Genomic DNA, 17,383 nt, shown 5'->3' with positions numbered 1-17,383 from the left:
TGGGGAACGTTGCGAGTATGGGAGGAACCGGAACGTTGAAGGCGGTCCTGTTTGACCGCGATGGAACACTCGTTGTTGACGTGCCATACAACGGCGATCCGCAGCTGGTGCGGCCCATGGATGGTGCCCTTGAAGCGCTTCAGAGAGTACGCCGGGCGGGACTGGCCACTGGAGTGGTGACCAACCAGTCGGGCGTGGCGCGTGGGCTGTTGACGTTGGAGCAAATGCACTCCGTTAATCAGCGGGTGGAGCAGATGTTGGGTCCGTTCGATGTATGGGAAATTTGTCCCCACGGACCGGGGGATGGCTGCAACTGCCGCAAGCCGGCTCCCGGCATGATTCTGGGAGCGTGCAGCACCTTGGGTGTCACGCCAGCGGAGGTCGCTTTCGTCGGCGATATCGGGGCTGACATGGAGGCGGCCGCCGCGGCGGGTGCGAGAGCTGTCCTGGTGCCCACTAAAGTAACCCGGCAGCAGGAAATCGAGGCCGCCGGATTTGTTGCGGAGGACTTGGGACAGGCTGTGGAGCTCCTGCTCTCCGGGGCACTGGAAGAACAGGATGCCCGTGTATGAGCCGCATCCTGGTAGCCCGCTTGGACAGCATGGGAGACGTCCTCCTGTCAGGACCGGCCCTGCGCGCCGTCGCAAACGGAAGCCGGGCCGATGGCAGCCGACCCAACGATGTTGTCCTGCTCTGCGGCCCTGAAGGAGCCAGCGCTGCGGAAATGCTGCCGGGAGTGACCCAAGTGCACACGTGGGCATGTCCGTGGATCGTGAACCCGGCGCCTCCGGTCACCGATGAGATGACCAGCGGCCTGATCGAGTTTGTGCGCAGTTCACGAATTCAGGAGGCCGTGATTCTCACGTCCTTCCACCAGTCCCCGCTTCCACTGGCGATGCTCTTGCGCCTGGCCGGCGTCAAAAAGATCACGGGAGCATCAACGGACTACGCAGGCTCACTCCTGGACGTCCGGCTCAAACCGGGCGAAGACTTTCCGGAGGACCAGCCGGAAGCGGTCCGCGCGCTCACCATCGCAGAGGCCGGCGGCTACGTTCTGCCGAACGGCGACGATGGGAAGCTGCGCATCACCTCAGGCACCGATCCTGAGGGGGTAGCCGACGAGTTGGCTGACGAAGGCCCCTACATTGTGGTTCACCCGGGAGCCGCTGCCCCAGCCAGGGCGTGGCCCGCACTGCACCATGCTGCCACGGTGGAACTTCTTGAAGCGTACGGGCACCGGGTGGTGGTCACAGGCGGCCCGGGCGAAACGTCACTCACGGCAACAGTGGCTGGCCCTTCCGCCAGGAACCTCGGCGGAGGAACCAACCTCAGGACGCTCGCAGCAGTGCTGGCGGGAGCCGCCGTCGTGGTTACCGGAAATACCGGTCCCGCCCACCTGGCGGCAGCGGTGGGCACGCCAGTGGTGTGCCTGTTCGCCCCGGTGGTTCCGGCCATCCGATGGGCACCCTACGGCGTCCCCCTGGAACTGCTGGGTGACCAGGAAGCGGCCTGCAAGAACAGCCGCGCCCGCGTTTGTCCGGTCCCCGGGCATCCCTGCCTGAGCTCGGTAACCCCGGAGCAGGTTGTCGAAGCTGTTGAAAGGCTCCTGGGAGGCGTGTCCTCCCTGTCCACTCGACGAAAGGTTTGGAAACCATGAGGATCCTGGTGTGGCACGTCCACGGCGGATGGATGGAGGCATTTGTCCGCGGCCAGCATGAGTACCTGCTTCCGAAATCGTCCGACGGCGGCGCGTGGGGTTTGGGGCGAGGCGGCCGTGAGTGGCCTGCCGCCGCCCAGGAAGTGAACCTGGAAAGCCTCGATCCGGACAGTGTGGACGCCGTGGTCCTGCAGCGGCCGGAGGAAATCGCAGCGGTGGCCCGAACACTCGGCCGCCGCCCGGGCGTGGACCTTCCCGCCGTGTACCTCGAGCACAACACCCCCAAGGGCGACGTCCCGTTCACGCTCCACCCGTTAGCGGATCAGAGCACCATTCCGGTGGTGCACGTGACTCACTTCAACCAGCTGTTCTGGGACACGGGCACGGCGACCACCGCGGTGATCGAGCACGGCATTCCGGACCCGGGGCACCTGTACACCGGTGAGCGGGAAGAGATGGGGGTGGTGGTCAACGAGCCTGTCCGTCGCGGCCGGGTCACGGGGACGGACCTGCTCCCGGGGTTTGCGGGTGTAGGACCGCTGCGGGTGTTCGGCATGGGTACCGAGGCCCTGCCGGAGGCACTGAACCTGAAAGGCTTTGGCCTCAGCGAGGAACGGCTCCGCATCGCCGGCGATGTATCCGCCGCCAAACTCCACCAGGAACTGGCCCGTTGCCGCCTGTACCTCCACCCACTCCGCTGGACCTCACTGGGGCTGGCCCTGCTGGAAGCCATGCACCTTGGCATGCCCGTACTCGCGCTGGCCACCACGGAGGCGAGCCGGGCCATTCCGCACGGCGCAGGCCTGGTCTCCAACGACGTCGACGATCTCCAGAAGTTCGCCCGGCGACTGCTGGACGACCCCGACGACGCCTACGCCATGGGCATCGTTGCGCGCGAGGCTGCGCTGCAACGCTACGGACTGGACAAGTTTCTCAAGGCCTGGGACGAACTCCTGGCCGAACTCCCCAAGGGCACGCGCCGGGGCAGCCGACCGCAACCCGGTACAGCTTCCGCCAGCCATGACCCCGCCGCCAGCCATGACACAGAGAGGACGCACCCATGAAAATCTCCATGGTCTCCGAACACGCCAGTCCGCTGGCCGCCTTGGGAGGCGTTGACGCCGGCGGACAGAACGTCCACGTGGCGGCGCTTTCATCAGCTCTGGCAGATCGCGGCCATCACGTCACGGTGTACACGCGGCGGGATGACCCCGAGCTACCAGGGCGGGTGAGTGTGGGGGCGGGGCTTACGGTGGTTCATCTGGATGCCGGGCCGGCCCGACGCATCCCCAAGGACGATCTCCTGCCGTTCATGGGAGATCTGGCCGACGGCATCTGCGCCGACTGGGCGGGCGACTTCCCGGACGTGGTGCATGCGCATTTCTGGATGTCCGGCCTCGCTGCAATCCAAGCATCCCGGCGGGCAGGAGCTGCCGATCCTGTTCCTGTGGTGCAGACTTTCCACGCCCTCGGCTCCGTAAAACGCAGGCACCAGGGCGCTGCCGATACCAGCCCGCCAGCTAGGGAATGGTTGGAACCGTGGGTAGGTCGCACCGCCGACTGGGTCATTGCCACCTGCCCGGACGAGGTCTTTGAACTCAAAGCCTTGGGCATTAGCCGGTCAAAGATTTCCATCGCACCCTGCGGCGTGGACCTCACCTTGTTCCCTGGAACGTCCGACGCCGAACCCAAGTCCCGCACGCATCGGATTCTGAGCGTGGGACGCCTCGTGCAACGCAAGGGTGTGGACCTGATCATCCAGGCTCTGCCCCTCCTGGCGGAGGCGGGCTTCAATGACGTCGAACTCCTGATTGTTGGCGGTTCCGGCGACGCCCTCAACCTCGAAGAAGATCCTGAGGCGCAGCGGCTCCGGGCCATGGCGAAGGAGCTCGGCGTCGAGGACAAAGTGACCATGCGCGGGCAAGTCCCGCGGGATGCCATGCCCGGCATCTTCCGGAGCGCTGACGCCGTGGTTTGCACGCCTTGGTATGAGCCCTTTGGAATCGTGCCCCTTGAGGCCATGGCTTGCGGAGTGCCTGTGGTGGCGGCGGCTGTGGGCGGGCTCCGGGAGACAGTGGTGGACCAGAAAACGGGGCTGCACGTCCCTCCCCGTGATCCTGAAGCGCTCGCTGAGGCGCTCGGAAAGCTGCTCGGAGATGCGGAACTCCGCACCGATATGGGCCGTGCCGGAGCACGCCGGGCACGCTCCCGCTACTCGTGGGAACGCATCGCTGCGGACACCGAGAAGGCCTACCGGTCAGTTCTGGCGGCCGGCCTGTCCCGGCAGCAAGAACGCTTGGAACCATTGGAAGGAACGGCACTGTGACTATCAACGGCCCCATGACCATCAAAGGCCCGGTAACTGCTAAAGGCCTTGCGGCAACCGAATCCACTGCTGTGCCGGATACCCTGCCGAGGCGGTGGGCTCCCGACGTTAGCGACTCAAACCACACCGCCGAGGTCAACAAGCATCTGGACAACGTCCTTCCCGCACTGGAGTCCCTGCGCTCGCAGGCTGTCCGCTTGTCCGAGTGGGGAACTGAACTGGCCAAGCGCCTGCTGTCCGGACAACGCCTGCTGGCAGCCGGCAACGGCGGTTCGGCGGCTGAGGCGCAGCACCTGACTGCGGAGCTGGTGGGAAGGTTCGACGAGGAACGCGCACCGTTCTCCGCGATCTCACTGCACGCAGAATCCTCCGCCGTTACCGCCCTTTCCAACGACTACGGATACGACGAAGTCTTTGCCCGCCAAGTGCGGGCCCACGGTCGAGCGGGTGACGTGCTCATTCTTCTGTCCACCAGTGGCCGCAGCCCAAACCTGCTCAAAGCCGTTCGCGCAGCAAGGGAACGCGGCATCACCACCTGGGCGCTCACCGGCGCTGGCCCCAACCCGTTGGCTGATGCCTGCGATCAGGCCATCACCGTTGACGCCATCTCGGCAAACGCCCAGGAAGGTCACCTCATCGCCATCCATGCCGTGTGCCGGGCCTTTGATGCCGAGGTCGCCAGGCGGGCGGGATCGTACGGCGCAGCTACCTCCGGAGGGGGTCAACCATGAGGATTACGGTGGTGGGTGACGTTCTCCTTGACGTCGACATCAACGGGGCCGCCACCCGGCTCAGCCCCGATGCGCCTGTGCCGGTAGTCGACGTCGCCGATGTCCGGCGTCGTGCAGGTGGCGCTGGGCTGGTGGCTACCGTGCTCGCGCAGGACGGTCACGACGTCGCACTGGTCACCGCGGTGTCGGACGACGACGGCGCCAGCCACATCAGGCGCGCACTGGCCGGTGTGTCTGTGCTCGCCGGAGTCCCACTCGCCCCGACGCCTACCAAGACCCGCGTGCGGATCGGCACGCATCCGATGGTCAGGTTCGATGAAGGATGCGCGCCGGCCCCTGTGCCGTCCAGTACGCAGGAAATGCTCAGTGCCATTGCTACGGCGGACGCCATTGTGGTGGCCGACTACGGCCGCGGAATCACCGCAAACACTGACATCCGGGCCGCGCTAAGCGAAGCCGCCCAACGCGTCCCGGTGGTGTGGGATCCGCATCCTGCCGGTGCCGAACCGGTGGAAGGGGTCGCCGTCGTGACGCCCAATCTCGCAGAGGCGCTGGCTTCCGCGAAGGCGGGTGGGCTGGAACCGTCCCGCACAGGTGCCGAGGAAGCCGGCCGGTACCTGCTCGAAAAATGGGGAAGTGCCGCAGTTCTGGTGACCAGGGGCGAAGACGGAGCGCTCCTGATGTCAGCCGATGATGCGGCACAGGGCATTCCCGCGCCCAAGACCAATGTCAGCGATCCTTGCGGAGCCGGCGACCGACTGGCCGGAAGCCTTGCCGTGCACCTGGGGCTCGGACTGGACCTGGCACAGGCAGCCACCCGGGCAGTGGAAGACGCATCCGCTTTCCTCGCTGCGGGGGGAGCGGCGGCGCTCGCGGCGGTGACCGAAGCGCCGGAGGCCAGGCCCGCGCCTGACGCAAGCCCCGTCGTCGAACTTAAGGGCTTGGAACTGGTTGACGCCGGAGACCTGCACCCGGACGGCATCCAGTTAGCTCATGCCGTGCGGACCAAGGGAGGCACGGTGGTGGCCACAGGCGGATGCTTCGACCTCCTCCACGCGGGCCACGCCCGGACCTTGGCTGCCGCCCGCAGCATGGGCGACTGCCTCATCGTGTGCCTGAATTCCGACGAATCGGTGAGGCGGCTCAAGGGTGCACATCGGCCAATCGTCAGCGTAGAGGACCGTGCGGAGTTGCTGCTGGCACTCGAATGCGTTGACGCGGTAGTGATCTTCGGCGAGGACACTCCCGAAGCTTGCCTTACCCGAATACAGCCCGATATCTGGGTCAAGGGTGGCGACTACACCCCCGAAGAATTGCCGGAAGCCCGCCTGGTTGCGGGTTGGGGAGGGCGGTGCGTCACTGTGCCCTTCCACCCGGCACGCTCCACCAGCGGCCTGGCTGCAGCACTGGCCAAGGTCAGCTGACAACAAGACCGATCAACCGAGAGGAACCGCATGAACACGCAAACACCCGGCCGCGTCATCGTCACTGGAGGCGGCTCCGGCCTTGGCGCTGCGATCGTGGAAGCCATCCGCGACGCCGGCGGCACACCCTTCGTCTTCGACCGCGACGTCAGCAACGTGTCCGGGGCCAAAGCCTTGGAAGTGGACGTCTCCAACCGTGAAGCCGTGGAAGCTGCCGTCAAAGAGGCAGCCGAAACTCTTGGCGGACTGGACGGTGTGGTGACGGCGGCAGGCATCGACCGCTGCGGCAAGTTGGGCGACGTCCCGGCAGAGGAATGGGAAAAGGTGATCGGAGTGAACCTCCTGGGCACCGTATCCGTAGTCCGTGCCGCGCTGCCGTACCTGAAGGGATCCCGCGGCCGGGCCATCACCATCGCCTCCACGCTGGGCCTCAGGGCGCTGCCGGACGCAACGGCGTACTGCGCCTCGAAGTTCGGAGTGATCGGCTTCAGCCGTGCGCTGGCCGCAGAAACCGGCGGCGTCATCGGCGTGACCACCATCATCCCGGGCGGCATGAAGACCCACTTCTTCGACGACCGGGACGAGCAATACAAGCCGCAGGACGATTCCAAGCTCAACGATCCCGCCAACGTGGCACAGGCTGTGGTGTTCGCCCTGTCCCAGCCATTCGGCAGCGAGGTCCGGGAACTCCTTATCTGCCCCGCAGAAGAAGGCTCGTGGCCGTAAGGTCCAGCACGTCCTGAACAACGTCGGCCACGGCGATGCCGCTCACCACGGTATCGTCGTGGCCGCAGTGCGGTGCAGTCCATCCCACCTGCGTGATATCCACTCCGCATCGCGGGCACTGCGTCGCCCACGACATATGGATGCGGTGCATGCTCCGGCCGCGCGGTCCTGCATTGAAGACGTTCCCCACCCAGAAAATACCCACTGTGGGAGTCCCCAATGCCTGGGCCAGGTGCCGTGGACCGCTGTCACTGGCCAGCATTACTGTTGCATCCGCCAGGAGCGCGGCCAGGTCTCCAACCTCCAACTCGCCCGCCACGGAACGAACAGCATGGCGGTCCGCCTCCGGGAGGTGCCGGACCGCGAGTTCCGCCACCTCCTGGGCCAGTGCCTTCTCCGAACGGTCACCCACGATCAATACTTGGGCACCTTCCGCTGCAACGCCCGCGGCGGCTTGAGCAAAGTTCGACGCCGGCCACCGCCTCCTCGGATCGGTGGCACCCGGGTGGACCACCACCAGCGATGCCCGCTGTGGATCCCTTAGCCCAACGACGTTCTGCCGATGCTCGGGCCTGGGCAGCAGGGGAGGGGAAATGATGGTGGGAGCTCCCGCAAGGCCCGCCACCTCCAGCCAACGGTCCGGCTCGTTCTGGTAGTAGACGTAGTCCAGGTTGCGTTCCAGCGGCTCCGCATCCTTGGTGCGGGTACCCACAGTGTGCCGCGCACCCAGTTGGAGCAGGAAAGGGTTGGAAAACCGGCCGCCACCGTGCATCTGGCACGCAATATCGAACTCCCTGGCCCGCATGCTCCCGAAGAAGGCCTCCTGTGCCGCCACGTCCTCAGCATCATCCTCAAAGCGCTCGCCGTTGCGGGGTCCGTCGTGAACGCCGCGCGCAACGGGGAGCAGTTCGACGTCGTCCACGGGACCTTCCGTAGCAGCCACCACTGCGGCGTGGATCGGGGTGCCCAGCAATGTGACTGTGGCATCAGGGTAAGCATTTTTCAACGCGCTTAGGGCGGGATAGGTGTAGATCAGGTCACCCAATCCGCCACCCCGGAGGACCGCTATCCGCTTCACGTCGCTGAACTTTTCCAGTACTGGTCCAACTCCGAGGTTCACGTTCATCAGCGGATTCTCCATGGGATGCTTCCTTTCGATGCTTACGCTGCTGCGCGCTGTTCAGGGCCTGCAACCCTTCCCCGTGAAACTCCCGGGCACGGCGTGTGAAGCGCGTGCCGCGGGGTACCTGAGGGGAACAGGAAACTGTTGCCCAACCGGAAGGTACCCCATGGCACGCCTATCCAATCAAGAAGGTCTGGCTGACTGGTTGCCCGGCCGCTTGGCCGAGGAACGCCCTGTTGTGACGGTCATCGGCGATTCCATCCTCGACGGCTGGTGGGACGGAACCATTGAGCGGTTCTGCCGCGAAGCCCCAGCCCCCGTGGTCCAGGTCCAGCGCCGGGACTTTGCCCCGGGCGGTGCCGCCAACACGGCGATGAACCTCGCCGCGATGGGGGCGGACGTTCGTTTCATTTCACTGGTGGGAGAGGACCCCGGCGGCCACACGCTCCTTGAGCAGCTCAGATCGGCAGGAGTGGACGTGTCGTATGTCGTGTCCCATGTTGGAATGACCACCACCACAAAATTCCGCGTGAGCAGCGGCGGGCAGGTGATGCTTCGCTTGGACGATGCCGCCGAAGAGGTCCCCGAAGATGGCCTACGCGAGATGGCCGCCGCTATCCCGCAAGCACTCCCCGGCTCGTCAGCCGTGGTCCTTTGTGACTACGGGGCCGGCGCCTTGGAAGGTGCTGTGCGGGACGCAATATTCGAAAATCTAGGACCGCAAGGTGAGGGCTCGGAAGCCGGCTCCGCCAATGCCCGGCAGGACACGCTGGTAGTAGTGGACGCCCACTATCCAGGACGTTGGGCCCAACTCAAGCCTGACCTCGCTACCCCGAATGCGCAGGAAGCGGCCAGGTTGCTTGGGATCGAGTTCCCCGGGGGTGCTGCCAGGTGTCCCTTCGTGGAAGCCCACGCGGACCAGCTCCTCCGCACCTCAGGTGCTGCCGCCGTCGTCGTGACTTTGGACCGGGAAGGAACCCTGACGATCCGGCCCAACGGCGACTCCCAAAAGCCGGCAACCCACCGGACCTGGGCGCGGCCCCAAGCGGAAAAGCAGGCCTCAGGCGCCGGCGATACTTTCGTTGCGGCCTTGACCATTGCCCGTGCGGCCGGACTGCCACTGACCACCAGCGTGGACCTGGCTCAAGCGGCCGCGGATGTTGTTGTGCATCGGCCGGGTACCTCCGTCTGCACCACTGACGAACTGGCAAAGCACCTCCGAGGTTTCGCCGATACAGCACTGACGGATTCTGAGTTGGCCCGGCACGTGGAAGAGCACCGAAGTGAGGGCAAGCGGATTGTGCTGACCAACGGGTGCTTCGATGTCCTCCACCGCGGTCACACCCGCTACCTCAACCAGGCCAAGCAATTGGGCGACGTATTAGTCGTGGCGCTGAACAGTGATTCTTCCGTGCGGAAGCTCAAAGGTCCGGACCGGCCGGTCAACCATGAGGCCGATCGTGCGGCAGTCATCGCCGCATTGAGCTGCGTGGACCATGTAACCGTGTTTGATACTCCAACCCCCATCCCGCTCATCGAGCTGCTCCGGCCCGACGTCTACGCAAAAGGCGGCGATTACACGCCGGAGATGCTCCAGGAAACCGAAGCGGTGGAACGTTACGGCGGCACAGTGACCATCCTGGATTACGTGCCCGAGCACTCCACCACAGCGGTCCTGGAACGCATCCGTTCCACGGGCGAAGCCCCGCAGACCTGAGGAAGCGGCCATGCGTATTGCGATCATCGGTGCAACAGGACACGGCGGCACGGAACTGCTGAAACGGCTCCAGAAAGCACGCTCTGAAGAAGGCGCGGATCTGGAACTGGTGGGCGTCGTCCGCCGGCAACCGGATCCGGACGCCGCCCCGTATCACGGCGTGGAATGGCACACCCTGGACATCAGCGCCACCGAGGATCAACCCGCGCTGGAAGCAGCTTTGGCGGGAGCCGATGCCGTGGTTCATCTGGCGTGGCTGATCCAACCGAACCATGACCGGGAGATGCTGCGCCGGACCAATGTGGCAGGAACAGCCCACGTGTTGGCCGCCGCGCGCAAAGCCGGAGTGGGGCACGTCGTGTGCGCGTCATCCGTGGGGGCGTACTCGCCGGCTCCCAAGGACCAACGGACCAAGGAAGACTGGCCGACGGATGGCATCCGCAGCTCGCACTACAGTGTGGACAAGGCGGCACAGGAAAGGCTCCTGGACGGTTTCGCCAAGGAGAATCCGGACATTGTGGTGTCGCGTCTCCGACCTGCGCTGATGTTCAGCGCAGGTGGTGGGAGCGAGGTTGGCCGCTACTTCCTGGGACGGGTCCTGCCTCGGCTGGTTCCGCGTAAGCCCTGGCTGCCGCTGCTTGCAATCCCCAAGGAGATGGTGTTCCAAGCCGCTCACACGGCCGACGTCGCTGATGCTTACTGGCGTGTGTTGGAGCGCAAGGCGGAAGGTGCTTTCAACATCGCCGCCGAGCCGGTCATAGACCCGAACGCCTTGGCGTGGATTTTCAACGCCCGGCGGGTGATGCCGTTTCCGCTGCCGGTGCTGCGCGCCGTCGTCGAGGTTAGTTGGCGACTCCGCCTGCAGGTGACCGACGGCGGCTGGGTGGACATGGCGGCCAACGCGCCCATCATGGACACGGCCCGGGCGCACGCACTGTTGGGCTGGTCGCCCAAGCATTCCTCGCTGGAATCACTGGCCGAAATGCTGGACGGGATCGGTGCAGGTAGGGGCCGGAAGGGGTCGCCGCCGCTGAGACCGCGCTAGCCTACTCGGAGGACAGGACAACGGTGAGAATCCGGCGCAGGCTCATGGCCACTGACGCCGGAGCGTTCACCGGTGCTTGGTCAGCCGCGGCCTCGGCCACGGCATCGCTGAGGGCGCTGATGCTGTCCTTCGCCCTTGCCAGACGGTTGGCGAGTTCGCCGGACTCCGCGTCCCGCCAGTGATCCACCACGCCGGCCACAGACTCCAAGGCTTCGGAAAGCGGACCCACCACGGCATCCGGAATGATCGTCCCCGCGCCCTCCTCCCAGATGGCGCTGGCCAGGACATCGGTGATGTCCTGGACGTGGAAAGTGAGCCGTTCAAGGGTTCGTAGGCCGGCGAGGTCGCTGGGCAGGCGGGTCGCACGACGACGGGACCTGGGGTTTGCTTTGGCGCTCAGCTCAGCTTGGTGGACCGCCGTTCGCACAGCTGCCGCGGTGAGCGAGAGTTCGTCGCTGCGGCTTGCCCAAGCCTTATGGTCAGGCGGCCAGGACTCCTCCATGGCCCGGGCCATGTCTTTGAGCTGGCGGGATAAGGCACCCTGATGCCCGGCGATGGCGGGATCAATGTCGTCCAAGTGCAGGGGCGGGAAGATCAGCCAGTTCACCGCAAATCCAACGGTGACGCCCAAGCCCATTTGAAGGACGTAGGCGAAGGAGAAACCTTCGGCGTTCGAGTCGCCCAGCACCAGCACGAACAGCGCTGCCATGGGAATCCATTCAGACGCAGTGCCCAGCCGGGGAAGGCCTCCGATGAGCACGCCGAGCCCCACCACCACTGCAACAGCCAGTGCGGTAGGCGCGGCCACGGTGGTAATCGCGAAGGCCATGCCGATGCCCAGCACCAGCCCTGCCAAGCTTTGGAGGCCGTGTTTGGCGGAGTCGGCCACTGTGGGGTGCATGCTCACCAAGGCACCCAGCGGTGCATAGTACGGGTAGGCGGCGGCAGGGCCGGGCATAAAGGGTGCAAGGTACCAGGCGAGGCCTGCTGCAACGGCCGTTTTGGCAGCGAACAGGAGTCGGTGGCGGGTGACGGTTTTTCGAAGCGCGGGAATCAGCCGTCGCCTCGCAGGCAGTTGGCTCATTAAACCCACGTTGGCAGGTATGTCCTCCCGTGTCGAGCGGGAAGCCCTGAAAGTGGGGCACGCCATCTTTTGGAAATTGGGGTGATTAGAACCGTAGCAAGCGGGTACACACCCATTGATAGTAACGATACTTACTATCCCGGCTGCTGTCCGCAGCCTGCCAACTGTGGAAAGAGAGCGACAATGACTGAGAGCCAATCGCCGCAGGACGGAAGCTTCGCGGCGCCACGGACCGGAGCCCATGCAGGGACCGAGCCATTTTCCGGAAGCTACCTCGACTCGCCGGACGTTGAAACGCAAACTGCCGGAACCACCGGAATCAGCGGAACTCCCACTGGTTCGGGAACCGGTTCTGCCAGTTCCGGCAAGGTAGATACCGCCAAGGAGGAAGCTGCGGGAGTGGCTGGAGCCGTATCGGATGCTGCCGGTGGTGTAGTTGACACTGCCAAGTCCGAAGCCGGCAACGTAGCCCACGAAGTCAAGGTGAACGCGCGTCAGCTGCTCACGCAGACCAAGGGTGAACTGACAGACCAGGCCCAGGTCCAGCAGCAGCGTGTTGCCGAAGGCTTGCGGTCCATTTCTGACGAACTGTCCACCATGGCCAACTCAAGCCAGAACGGTGGTGTGGCCACGGACCTGGTCCAGCAGGCAGCCCAGCGTTCTTCCTCCATCGCCCAGTGGTTGGAGGGCCGGGATCCCGGTTCACTGCTGGATGAAGTCAAGGGTTTCGCACGCCGCAAGCCAGGAGCCTTCCTCCTGCTCGCTGCCGGAGCCGGTGTCCTTGCAGGCCGCCTCGGCAGGGGCATGGCCGACAACTCGCCCATGGGCGGAGCATCCGGAGGAACCACTGGCACCACCACCGAGCAGACACCTCGTGCCGTCTACTACCCGACGCAGGGTGGCGCGGTAACGCCTCCAGCTGTGGACCTTCCGGGCCCGACGACCACCACCGCCGGTTACGGTTCAGCAACCACCACGGGCGCAGCAACCGGTGGTGCAGCAACGGGATACGACGCTGGCACCACGGGCGGCTACGACGGATCGACGCTCCCTTACCCGGAGACAACCGCCGGTGGAGTCAAGGCACAAGGGGACCCGCTTGCTGGAGCAATTGATCCTGAGAGCCCGCTTGATCCGGATGACCCCCAGTACGGAGGTCCCCGATGAGCAGTCCCGCCGACCTGCCTCACACAACAGCCCATGAGAAAGCGGAAAACCTTCCCCTTGGTGAGCTGCTGAGCGACCTGACGCGCGACGTCTCCACGTTGATGCGCCAGGAAGTGGAGCTGGCGAAAGCGGAGATTAAGGATTCCGCCACCAAGGCCGGCAAGGGCGCGGGAATGTTGGGCGGTGCTGCCTACGCCGGCCACATCACTGTGCTGTTTCTGTCCATCGCCCTCTGGTGGGCGTTGGGTCAGCTCGTTGGCCTGGGATGGTCCGCACTGATTGTTGCGGTCATCTGGGGAATTGTCGCGGCTGTCCTGGCCGCGAAGGGCCGCAAGGAGCTGAATGCGATCAAGGGCATGCCCCGGACCGCTGAGACGGTCAAGGAAATACCTCCCGCTTTGAAACCAAACACTGAGGAGACACGATGACGCAGAACCCCGACGCCCTGCGCGCCGATATCGAAGAAACCCGCCGGCGGCTGAGCACCAATGTTGATGCCGTGGCTGACAAAGTTACGCCTTCGCACATCGTCAACCGCCGGGTGGACAAGATCAAGACGGCTGTTTTCGGTGCCCGGGATGACGTCCAGTACCGGGCCGGCAACGCGGCTCACCAAGCTGGAGACGCCGTTTCCGGCGTGGTTTCGGACATCGGCGACGCCCCTCAGGTGATCACCCGCAAGGCCCAGGGCAGCCCGATTGCCGCCGGCCTCATCGCCTTCGGTGCAGGTTTGCTGGTCTCTGCGCTGATTCCGCCGTCGGACAAGGAACGCGAGGCGGCCCAGGCTTTGAAGGAAGCGGCCCAGCCGCTCACGGATGAGCTCAGCCACGCTGCCCAGGAAGTTGCCGAGCACCTGCGCGAGCCCGCTCAGGACGCAATGCAGAACGTCAAGGACAGCGCCACGGAAGCCGCAGCCAACGTCAAGGATGAAGGCCAGGTAGCCGCCGCCGACGTTCAGGACCGCGCACAGACGGCCAAGGACAACGTCAGCAACCAGTAAGTTGACGCGCTGACCCAACTGAGTCGCAGCAGATGCCCTTTTGAGCCCTCAAAACGGCGTTAACTGCGACTCAGTTGGGTTTGCTGCGCGTGGGGGGTGAGTGCCTACCGCACTTCGAGGATGAGCTGCAGCAAGCGGGCGGCGGCTGGGCGGGCAGCGTGCTCCTCTGCCCACTGCGCGCGTGCCAACGCTTTGCTCACGGCCTGGGTAGTGATGCCGAGCTCCTGGGCCACGGTTTTCTGTTGGCCCCGGACGCCAGGCGTGAGCAGATCCAGCACCCGCCATTCGGCCGGGCTCCTGTGCAGCACGATGTGGCCGAGGAGCCTCAGTACAGCTTCAGCTTCCGAAGCCAGGGCTGTCACGGGGCCATCAACTGCCACGGGGACACGTTCTTTGCCGTTGCGCAGCCGATCGACTGCCCGTCGGGCGTAAACAAGACCATGCCCCGAGGCGTCCTTGACCAGATTGGGCAACGGCTCATTGATGGGTCCCACGCCGATTCCCACGTACCACTGGCCTGTTCGGAGGGCGATCAGGGCCGTCTCCACGGCTTGGTGGCTGCATTCGACGATTCCCTGCACCTCATCCTCAACCGAGCGGTCAAAGTCGAGCCGCGCGGGAATGTGCCGCAGGTCCTTGAGCAGCTGCGGCACAAGGTCGCCGTCACGGCGGCTGTCGCGTTGGTTGATGGTGAGAGTGAACATAGTTGATCACATGCTACCGGCTGGTAGCAGCTCTGCAAGGGCAAAATTTGCCTGCTGTTCAGTCAAGCGCCGTACGTCCGGTCAGTACGGGGCGCGATGTCGCTCCAGGGGAACAGCGCCTTCCAGAAGATCCTGCGTGAGGATGCTACATAACGAAGCCGCCCGAGCTCAGACCGAGCCTGCGCTCCGCCCGGCGAACCAGCCAGTTACGGCCGCGCATCCGGACGCTGGCCGTAGAGGTTGGGCATGTTCCGGCGTTCCGCTTCGGAGGCCTGTTCTGCAGCCACTACCTTGGGGTCCGGGACTGGGGGCTGACCTTGGGCGATTCCCGAGCGCCGATCAATAGCGGCAAACTTCGGGTCCCAGGTGTCATCCCCGCCGCCGCTAATTGCGGAGGCAATGAGCATCACCACGAAGAACGGGAAGAAAGACCAGCAGATGGCGCGCCAACCGCCCAACCATGCTCCAGCCGTCGTGCCGTTCTTGATCCGAACTGAGCGCATGCCGGCCGCGGCGTCGCCAACACTGCCCACGGATCCCCAGATCATCCCGTAGACGAATAGACCCACGAACCACAGGACAACATAGAGCGTCAGCCACAAACCGTCGTTGTACCCGAGTGCCGAGCCGCTGTTCATCATGGATTCCCTGACTACCGCAAGGATCACGGCCAGAATGATGTAGCCAACCAGGAACACCAAGGCGTCCAGCACTCGGCCCCAGAAGTGGGCGCCCGCTGAGGCCTTGACGAAGTATGCGCCGGTCTCAGGGTGTCGGCGAACGGGGCGGCCGTTGACAGCATCAAGCAGCCCGGTGAGGGTGGTGGACTTCGAAGTGCTCATAAGGGGCTTTCAGTTCGACGGCGGTGTACAGCTTGGGTTCTTAGCGTCAGGCCAGTCCTGCAAGCCCAGCGAGGACGCGGGCCAGCGATGGTGCGGACGTTTCCTGCAGCTCGAACGACACCGATTCAGTCTGCTCCGGGCCGGATTCCGGGGAACCCTCCACGCGCGGGGTCAGCACGTGAACGCTGGAGGGGCCGGTGTACACGGTGACCGTGGGGAACTCGTTGGTATTGGAATTGAAGGCCACCACATTGCTCGCGGCCTGGGTGTCGGCCAAGGCCGTGGCGGCGTGCGCCTCGAACTGGGCTTCCGTGTAGAGGGTAGGTTCCGTGTCGCGGGCTGCGGCCTGCTGGGGGTCTACGAACTCGGCCAGACGTGGAACCAGCTGATCGCGGGTGACAACGGTGAAGCCGTGTAGCCCACTTTCGTCCACTTCTTCCAGCAGGACGCCTTCATCGTGAAGGTAGCCGTAGAGCCAGCGCTTGCCCGTGGATACGGTGCGTTCCACTGAAACTACGCTGCTGCCGCTGCGGCGCAGGGTCAGGGCGCCGGTGATTTCTTCGGTGGCGTGCAAGCGCGACGGCTCGGTTTCACCCTCGAAGACCACCGGGTAAACAAGTTCCTTGGCGAGCAGGCCGCGCAACGCGATGGCGCACATTAGTTCCTTGCTTGCGTCCTGGGCAGAAAGCCAGGGCAGGGCAACAAGCTGTTCGTGCTGAACACCGTCCAGGGCCACGACTTCTTCATCGGTCAGCGTGGGCAAAGACGCGCCGATCGCGCTGGCCGAGGCCAGAACTTTGGCCGCGGCCTCAATGTCCCGCTGGGTCCATTTCATGGTGCTGGTGGTCATCCGAATATCCCTCCGACAAAGTTTCCGACTGACTTGGCGGCGTCACTGACCCCGTCTGCCACCTTACTGCCTACGTCCTTGGCGAAGCCTGCCACCTCCTTGGCCCCGTCAGCGATGTAGCTGCCAGGGTTGCGGGCGAAGTTGCTGATGGAGTCCCAGTTGTCGGCTACGAGGTTACCCAACGCCCACGCGCCCGCGACAATGCCGGCGCCGATGACGATGGGAGCACCGATCGGCCCCAGCAGGGCTGCGCCGCCGGCTGTCATAAGCATGATGCTGCCAACGCCGCCAACCACGGACAAGCCGCCTGCGACCCGGTCACCAGTACCGCGCCAGCCGTCGTGCTCGGGGTTGATCATGTCGCTGATTCCACCAACGATGTTGAGTGGCGCCGCCAGGGCTCCGGCAATGCGGAGGCCCTTGGAGAACTTGCTGGCCTCCTGGAAGGCCTGGCTGTAGGGGATGTTGGCCTTGAGGTCGCTGAGGACATCAGTGACCTTCTCACCGTTACGCAGCGCGGTCATGGCGTCGCGGACCACAGTGCCACCTGCACGCCAGTTGGTCAGGACCTCGCGGGTCTTCACCCATTCTGCGTTGCCGAGCTTGAGGTACTTGTATGCCGTCCACAGCGGAGCAGCCACACCCTTGACGCCCATGGCGGTGTCGTACACGTCCTTCAGGACACCAACCGAGGTGCCTGAACCATCATTGTGACTGGCGAACTCCTGCTGATTCGCGTGTTTCTTCAGCTGGCTCGCATTTTCGCGCAGCATGTTGGCGGCCTTCACAAGGCTCTGGCGGTGCTGGCTGTTCCAGTCGCCCTTGAATACCGTGGCATCCCGGCCCTGCCACGCAGTGGTGGAGTTGATTGCGTTGGACAACTGCGTGCTTTGCAGGCTGATGGCGTCGGCAGCTTTGCCCATCACACCCGCCAGACTGCGAAGCTGCGCTATGTCCGCGCCGTAGAACCCAGCCATATGGAACCCC

At 64.8% G+C, this 17,383-nt stretch carries 18 protein-coding genes; 12 read left to right on the top strand and 6 right to left on the bottom strand.

The window, feature by feature from the left end; all coding sequences use genetic code 11:
- The first annotated feature begins 17 nt into the window (after positions 1-17).
- From M1D89_RS23355 to M1D89_RS23325, 7 genes are read left to right on the top strand one after another with little or no spacing between them, the layout of a single operon-like run.
- Positions 18-572 carry a D-glycero-alpha-D-manno-heptose-1,7-bisphosphate 7-phosphatase gene (locus tag M1D89_RS23355; protein WP_498647414.1) on the top strand — a complete coding sequence of 185 codons (555 nt, stop codon included), beginning with the start codon at positions 18-20 and terminating at the stop codon, positions 570-572.
- Positions 569-1,657 (top strand): glycosyltransferase family 9 protein, encoded by a 1,089-nt coding sequence (locus M1D89_RS23350; RefSeq protein ID WP_498647412.1) that lies wholly within the window; start codon positions 569-571, stop codon positions 1,655-1,657. Before M1D89_RS23355 ends, M1D89_RS23350 begins: the two co-directional genes overlap by 4 nt.
- The gene (locus tag M1D89_RS23345) at positions 1,654-2,721 is read left to right on the top strand and encodes a glycosyltransferase (RefSeq protein WP_498647410.1); all 1,068 of its coding nucleotides are present in this window, start codon (positions 1,654-1,656) and stop codon (positions 2,719-2,721) included. Before M1D89_RS23350 ends, M1D89_RS23345 begins: the two co-directional genes overlap by 4 nt.
- Complete coding sequence (locus tag M1D89_RS23340) at positions 2,718-3,983, top strand: glycosyltransferase (RefSeq protein WP_498647409.1); 1,266 nt, start codon at positions 2,718-2,720, stop codon at positions 3,981-3,983. Before M1D89_RS23345 ends, M1D89_RS23340 begins: the two co-directional genes overlap by 4 nt.
- 14 nt (positions 3,984-3,997) lie before the next feature.
- Positions 3,998-4,714: a D-sedoheptulose-7-phosphate isomerase gene (locus M1D89_RS23335; RefSeq protein WP_498651021.1), complete on the top strand. Its 717-nt coding sequence runs from the start codon at positions 3,998-4,000 to the stop codon at positions 4,712-4,714.
- Entirely contained in the window at positions 4,711-6,138 is a 1,428-nt protein-coding gene (locus M1D89_RS23330) for a PfkB family carbohydrate kinase (protein WP_498647407.1), read from the top strand. Before M1D89_RS23335 ends, M1D89_RS23330 begins: the two co-directional genes overlap by 4 nt.
- A gap of 30 nt (positions 6,139-6,168) precedes the next feature.
- Positions 6,169-6,864: an SDR family oxidoreductase gene (locus tag M1D89_RS23325; RefSeq protein WP_091464488.1), complete on the top strand. Its 696-nt coding sequence runs from the start codon at positions 6,169-6,171 to the stop codon at positions 6,862-6,864.
- On the opposite strand, the gene M1D89_RS23320 is transcribed toward M1D89_RS23325, so the two are convergent.
- Positions 6,830-8,005, bottom strand: a complete 1,176-nt coding sequence (locus M1D89_RS23320) for a glycosyltransferase family 9 protein (RefSeq protein WP_498647404.1) — start codon at positions 8,003-8,005, stop codon at positions 6,830-6,832. The two genes, M1D89_RS23325 and M1D89_RS23320, sit on opposite strands and share 35 nt — an antisense overlap.
- A 148-nt stretch (positions 8,006-8,153) precedes the next feature.
- Here M1D89_RS23320 and rfaE2 point away from each other — a divergent pair, with 148 nt between their 5' ends.
- Both rfaE2 and M1D89_RS23310 read left to right on the top strand, forming a co-directional pair.
- The gene (gene rfaE2 / locus M1D89_RS23315; protein ID WP_498647402.1) at positions 8,154-9,704 is read left to right on the top strand and encodes a D-glycero-beta-D-manno-heptose 1-phosphate adenylyltransferase; all 1,551 of its coding nucleotides are present in this window, start codon (positions 8,154-8,156) and stop codon (positions 9,702-9,704) included.
- 10 nt (positions 9,705-9,714) lie between these two features.
- On the top strand, positions 9,715-10,749 hold the full coding sequence (locus tag M1D89_RS23310; RefSeq protein WP_498647401.1) for an NAD-dependent epimerase/dehydratase family protein: 1,035 nt from the start codon (positions 9,715-9,717) through the stop codon (positions 10,747-10,749).
- Position 10,750: 1 nt separating this feature from the next.
- Here M1D89_RS23310 and M1D89_RS23305 read toward each other — a convergent pair whose 3' ends face one another.
- A complete protein-coding gene (locus M1D89_RS23305) occupies positions 10,751-11,833 on the bottom strand; it encodes an FUSC family protein (RefSeq protein ID WP_498647399.1) in 1,083 nt (360 codons plus the stop codon).
- Between the two features lie 183 nt (positions 11,834-12,016).
- Between M1D89_RS23305 and M1D89_RS23300 the strand changes: the two genes are divergently transcribed.
- Genes M1D89_RS23300 through M1D89_RS23290 form a run of 3 tightly spaced genes read left to right on the top strand, consistent with a single transcriptional unit; the run spans position 12,017 to position 14,000 of the window.
- Positions 12,017-13,000, top strand: a complete 984-nt coding sequence (locus tag M1D89_RS23300; RefSeq protein WP_498647396.1) for a hypothetical protein — start codon at positions 12,017-12,019, stop codon at positions 12,998-13,000.
- Positions 12,997-13,428, top strand: a complete 432-nt coding sequence (locus M1D89_RS23295) for a phage holin family protein (RefSeq protein WP_402938534.1) — start codon at positions 12,997-12,999, stop codon at positions 13,426-13,428. Before M1D89_RS23300 ends, M1D89_RS23295 begins: the two co-directional genes overlap by 4 nt.
- The gene (locus M1D89_RS23290; protein ID WP_498647394.1) at positions 13,425-14,000 is read left to right on the top strand and encodes a DUF3618 domain-containing protein; all 576 of its coding nucleotides are present in this window, start codon (positions 13,425-13,427) and stop codon (positions 13,998-14,000) included. Before M1D89_RS23295 ends, M1D89_RS23290 begins: the two co-directional genes overlap by 4 nt.
- Positions 14,001-14,104: 104 nt before the next feature.
- Here the strand turns inward: M1D89_RS23290 and M1D89_RS23285 are convergent, their stop codons facing one another.
- The 4 genes from M1D89_RS23285 to M1D89_RS23270 all read right to left on the bottom strand — a co-directional run bounded on the left by M1D89_RS23285 (position 14,105) and on the right by M1D89_RS23270 (position 17,373).
- A complete protein-coding gene (locus M1D89_RS23285; protein WP_498647392.1) occupies positions 14,105-14,704 on the bottom strand; it encodes a hypothetical protein in 600 nt (199 codons plus the stop codon).
- 206 nt (positions 14,705-14,910) lie between these two features.
- On the bottom strand, positions 14,911-15,546 hold the full coding sequence (locus tag M1D89_RS23280; RefSeq protein ID WP_498647390.1) for a hypothetical protein: 636 nt from the start codon (positions 15,544-15,546) through the stop codon (positions 14,911-14,913).
- Positions 15,547-15,592: 46 nt separating this feature from the next.
- Complete coding sequence (locus M1D89_RS23275) at positions 15,593-16,396, bottom strand: hypothetical protein (RefSeq protein WP_498647388.1); 804 nt, start codon at positions 16,394-16,396, stop codon at positions 15,593-15,595.
- Positions 16,393-17,373 (bottom strand): hypothetical protein, encoded by a 981-nt coding sequence (locus tag M1D89_RS23270; protein ID WP_498647386.1) that lies wholly within the window; start codon positions 17,371-17,373, stop codon positions 16,393-16,395. Before M1D89_RS23270 ends, M1D89_RS23275 begins: the two co-directional genes overlap by 4 nt.
- Between the last annotated feature and the right edge of the window lie 10 nt (positions 17,374-17,383).

It is taken from the genome of Arthrobacter sp. D3-18 (genome assembly GCF_054408525.1).
This window is presented reverse-complemented; position numbering and strand designations above follow the sequence as displayed.

Excerpts from the sequence above, each read along its gene's own strand:
- M1D89_RS23355 (WP_498647414.1), top strand. The coding sequence starts at position 18 with ATGGGAGGAACCGGAACGTTGAAGGCGGTCCTGTTTGACCGCGATGGA.
- M1D89_RS23350 (WP_498647412.1), top strand. The coding sequence starts at position 569 with ATGAGCCGCATCCTGGTAGCCCGCTTGGACAGCATGGGAGACGTCCTC.
- M1D89_RS23345 (WP_498647410.1), top strand. The coding sequence starts at position 1,654 with ATGAGGATCCTGGTGTGGCACGTCCACGGCGGATGGATGGAGGCATTT.
- M1D89_RS23340 (WP_498647409.1), top strand. The coding sequence starts at position 2,718 with ATGAAAATCTCCATGGTCTCCGAACACGCCAGTCCGCTGGCCGCCTTG.
- M1D89_RS23335 (WP_498651021.1), top strand. The coding sequence starts at position 3,998 with ATGACCATCAAAGGCCCGGTAACTGCTAAAGGCCTTGCGGCAACCGAA.
- M1D89_RS23330 (WP_498647407.1), top strand. The coding sequence starts at position 4,711 with ATGAGGATTACGGTGGTGGGTGACGTTCTCCTTGACGTCGACATCAAC.
- M1D89_RS23325 (WP_091464488.1), top strand. The coding sequence starts at position 6,169 with ATGAACACGCAAACACCCGGCCGCGTCATCGTCACTGGAGGCGGCTCC.
- M1D89_RS23320 (WP_498647404.1), bottom strand. The coding sequence starts at position 8,005 with ATGGAGAATCCGCTGATGAACGTGAACCTCGGAGTTGGACCAGTACTG.
- rfaE2 (WP_498647402.1), top strand. The coding sequence starts at position 8,154 with ATGGCACGCCTATCCAATCAAGAAGGTCTGGCTGACTGGTTGCCCGGC.
- M1D89_RS23310 (WP_498647401.1), top strand. The coding sequence starts at position 9,715 with ATGCGTATTGCGATCATCGGTGCAACAGGACACGGCGGCACGGAACTG.
- M1D89_RS23305 (WP_498647399.1), bottom strand. The coding sequence starts at position 11,833 with ATGAGCCAACTGCCTGCGAGGCGACGGCTGATTCCCGCGCTTCGAAAA.
- M1D89_RS23300 (WP_498647396.1), top strand. The coding sequence starts at position 12,017 with ATGACTGAGAGCCAATCGCCGCAGGACGGAAGCTTCGCGGCGCCACGG.
- M1D89_RS23295 (WP_402938534.1), top strand. The coding sequence starts at position 12,997 with ATGAGCAGTCCCGCCGACCTGCCTCACACAACAGCCCATGAGAAAGCG.
- M1D89_RS23290 (WP_498647394.1), top strand. The coding sequence starts at position 13,425 with ATGACGCAGAACCCCGACGCCCTGCGCGCCGATATCGAAGAAACCCGC.
- M1D89_RS23285 (WP_498647392.1), bottom strand. The coding sequence starts at position 14,704 with ATGTTCACTCTCACCATCAACCAACGCGACAGCCGCCGTGACGGCGAC.
- M1D89_RS23280 (WP_498647390.1), bottom strand. The coding sequence starts at position 15,546 with ATGAGCACTTCGAAGTCCACCACCCTCACCGGGCTGCTTGATGCTGTC.
- M1D89_RS23275 (WP_498647388.1), bottom strand. The coding sequence starts at position 16,396 with ATGACCACCAGCACCATGAAATGGACCCAGCGGGACATTGAGGCCGCG.
- M1D89_RS23270 (WP_498647386.1), bottom strand. The coding sequence starts at position 17,373 with ATGGCTGGGTTCTACGGCGCGGACATAGCGCAGCTTCGCAGTCTGGCG.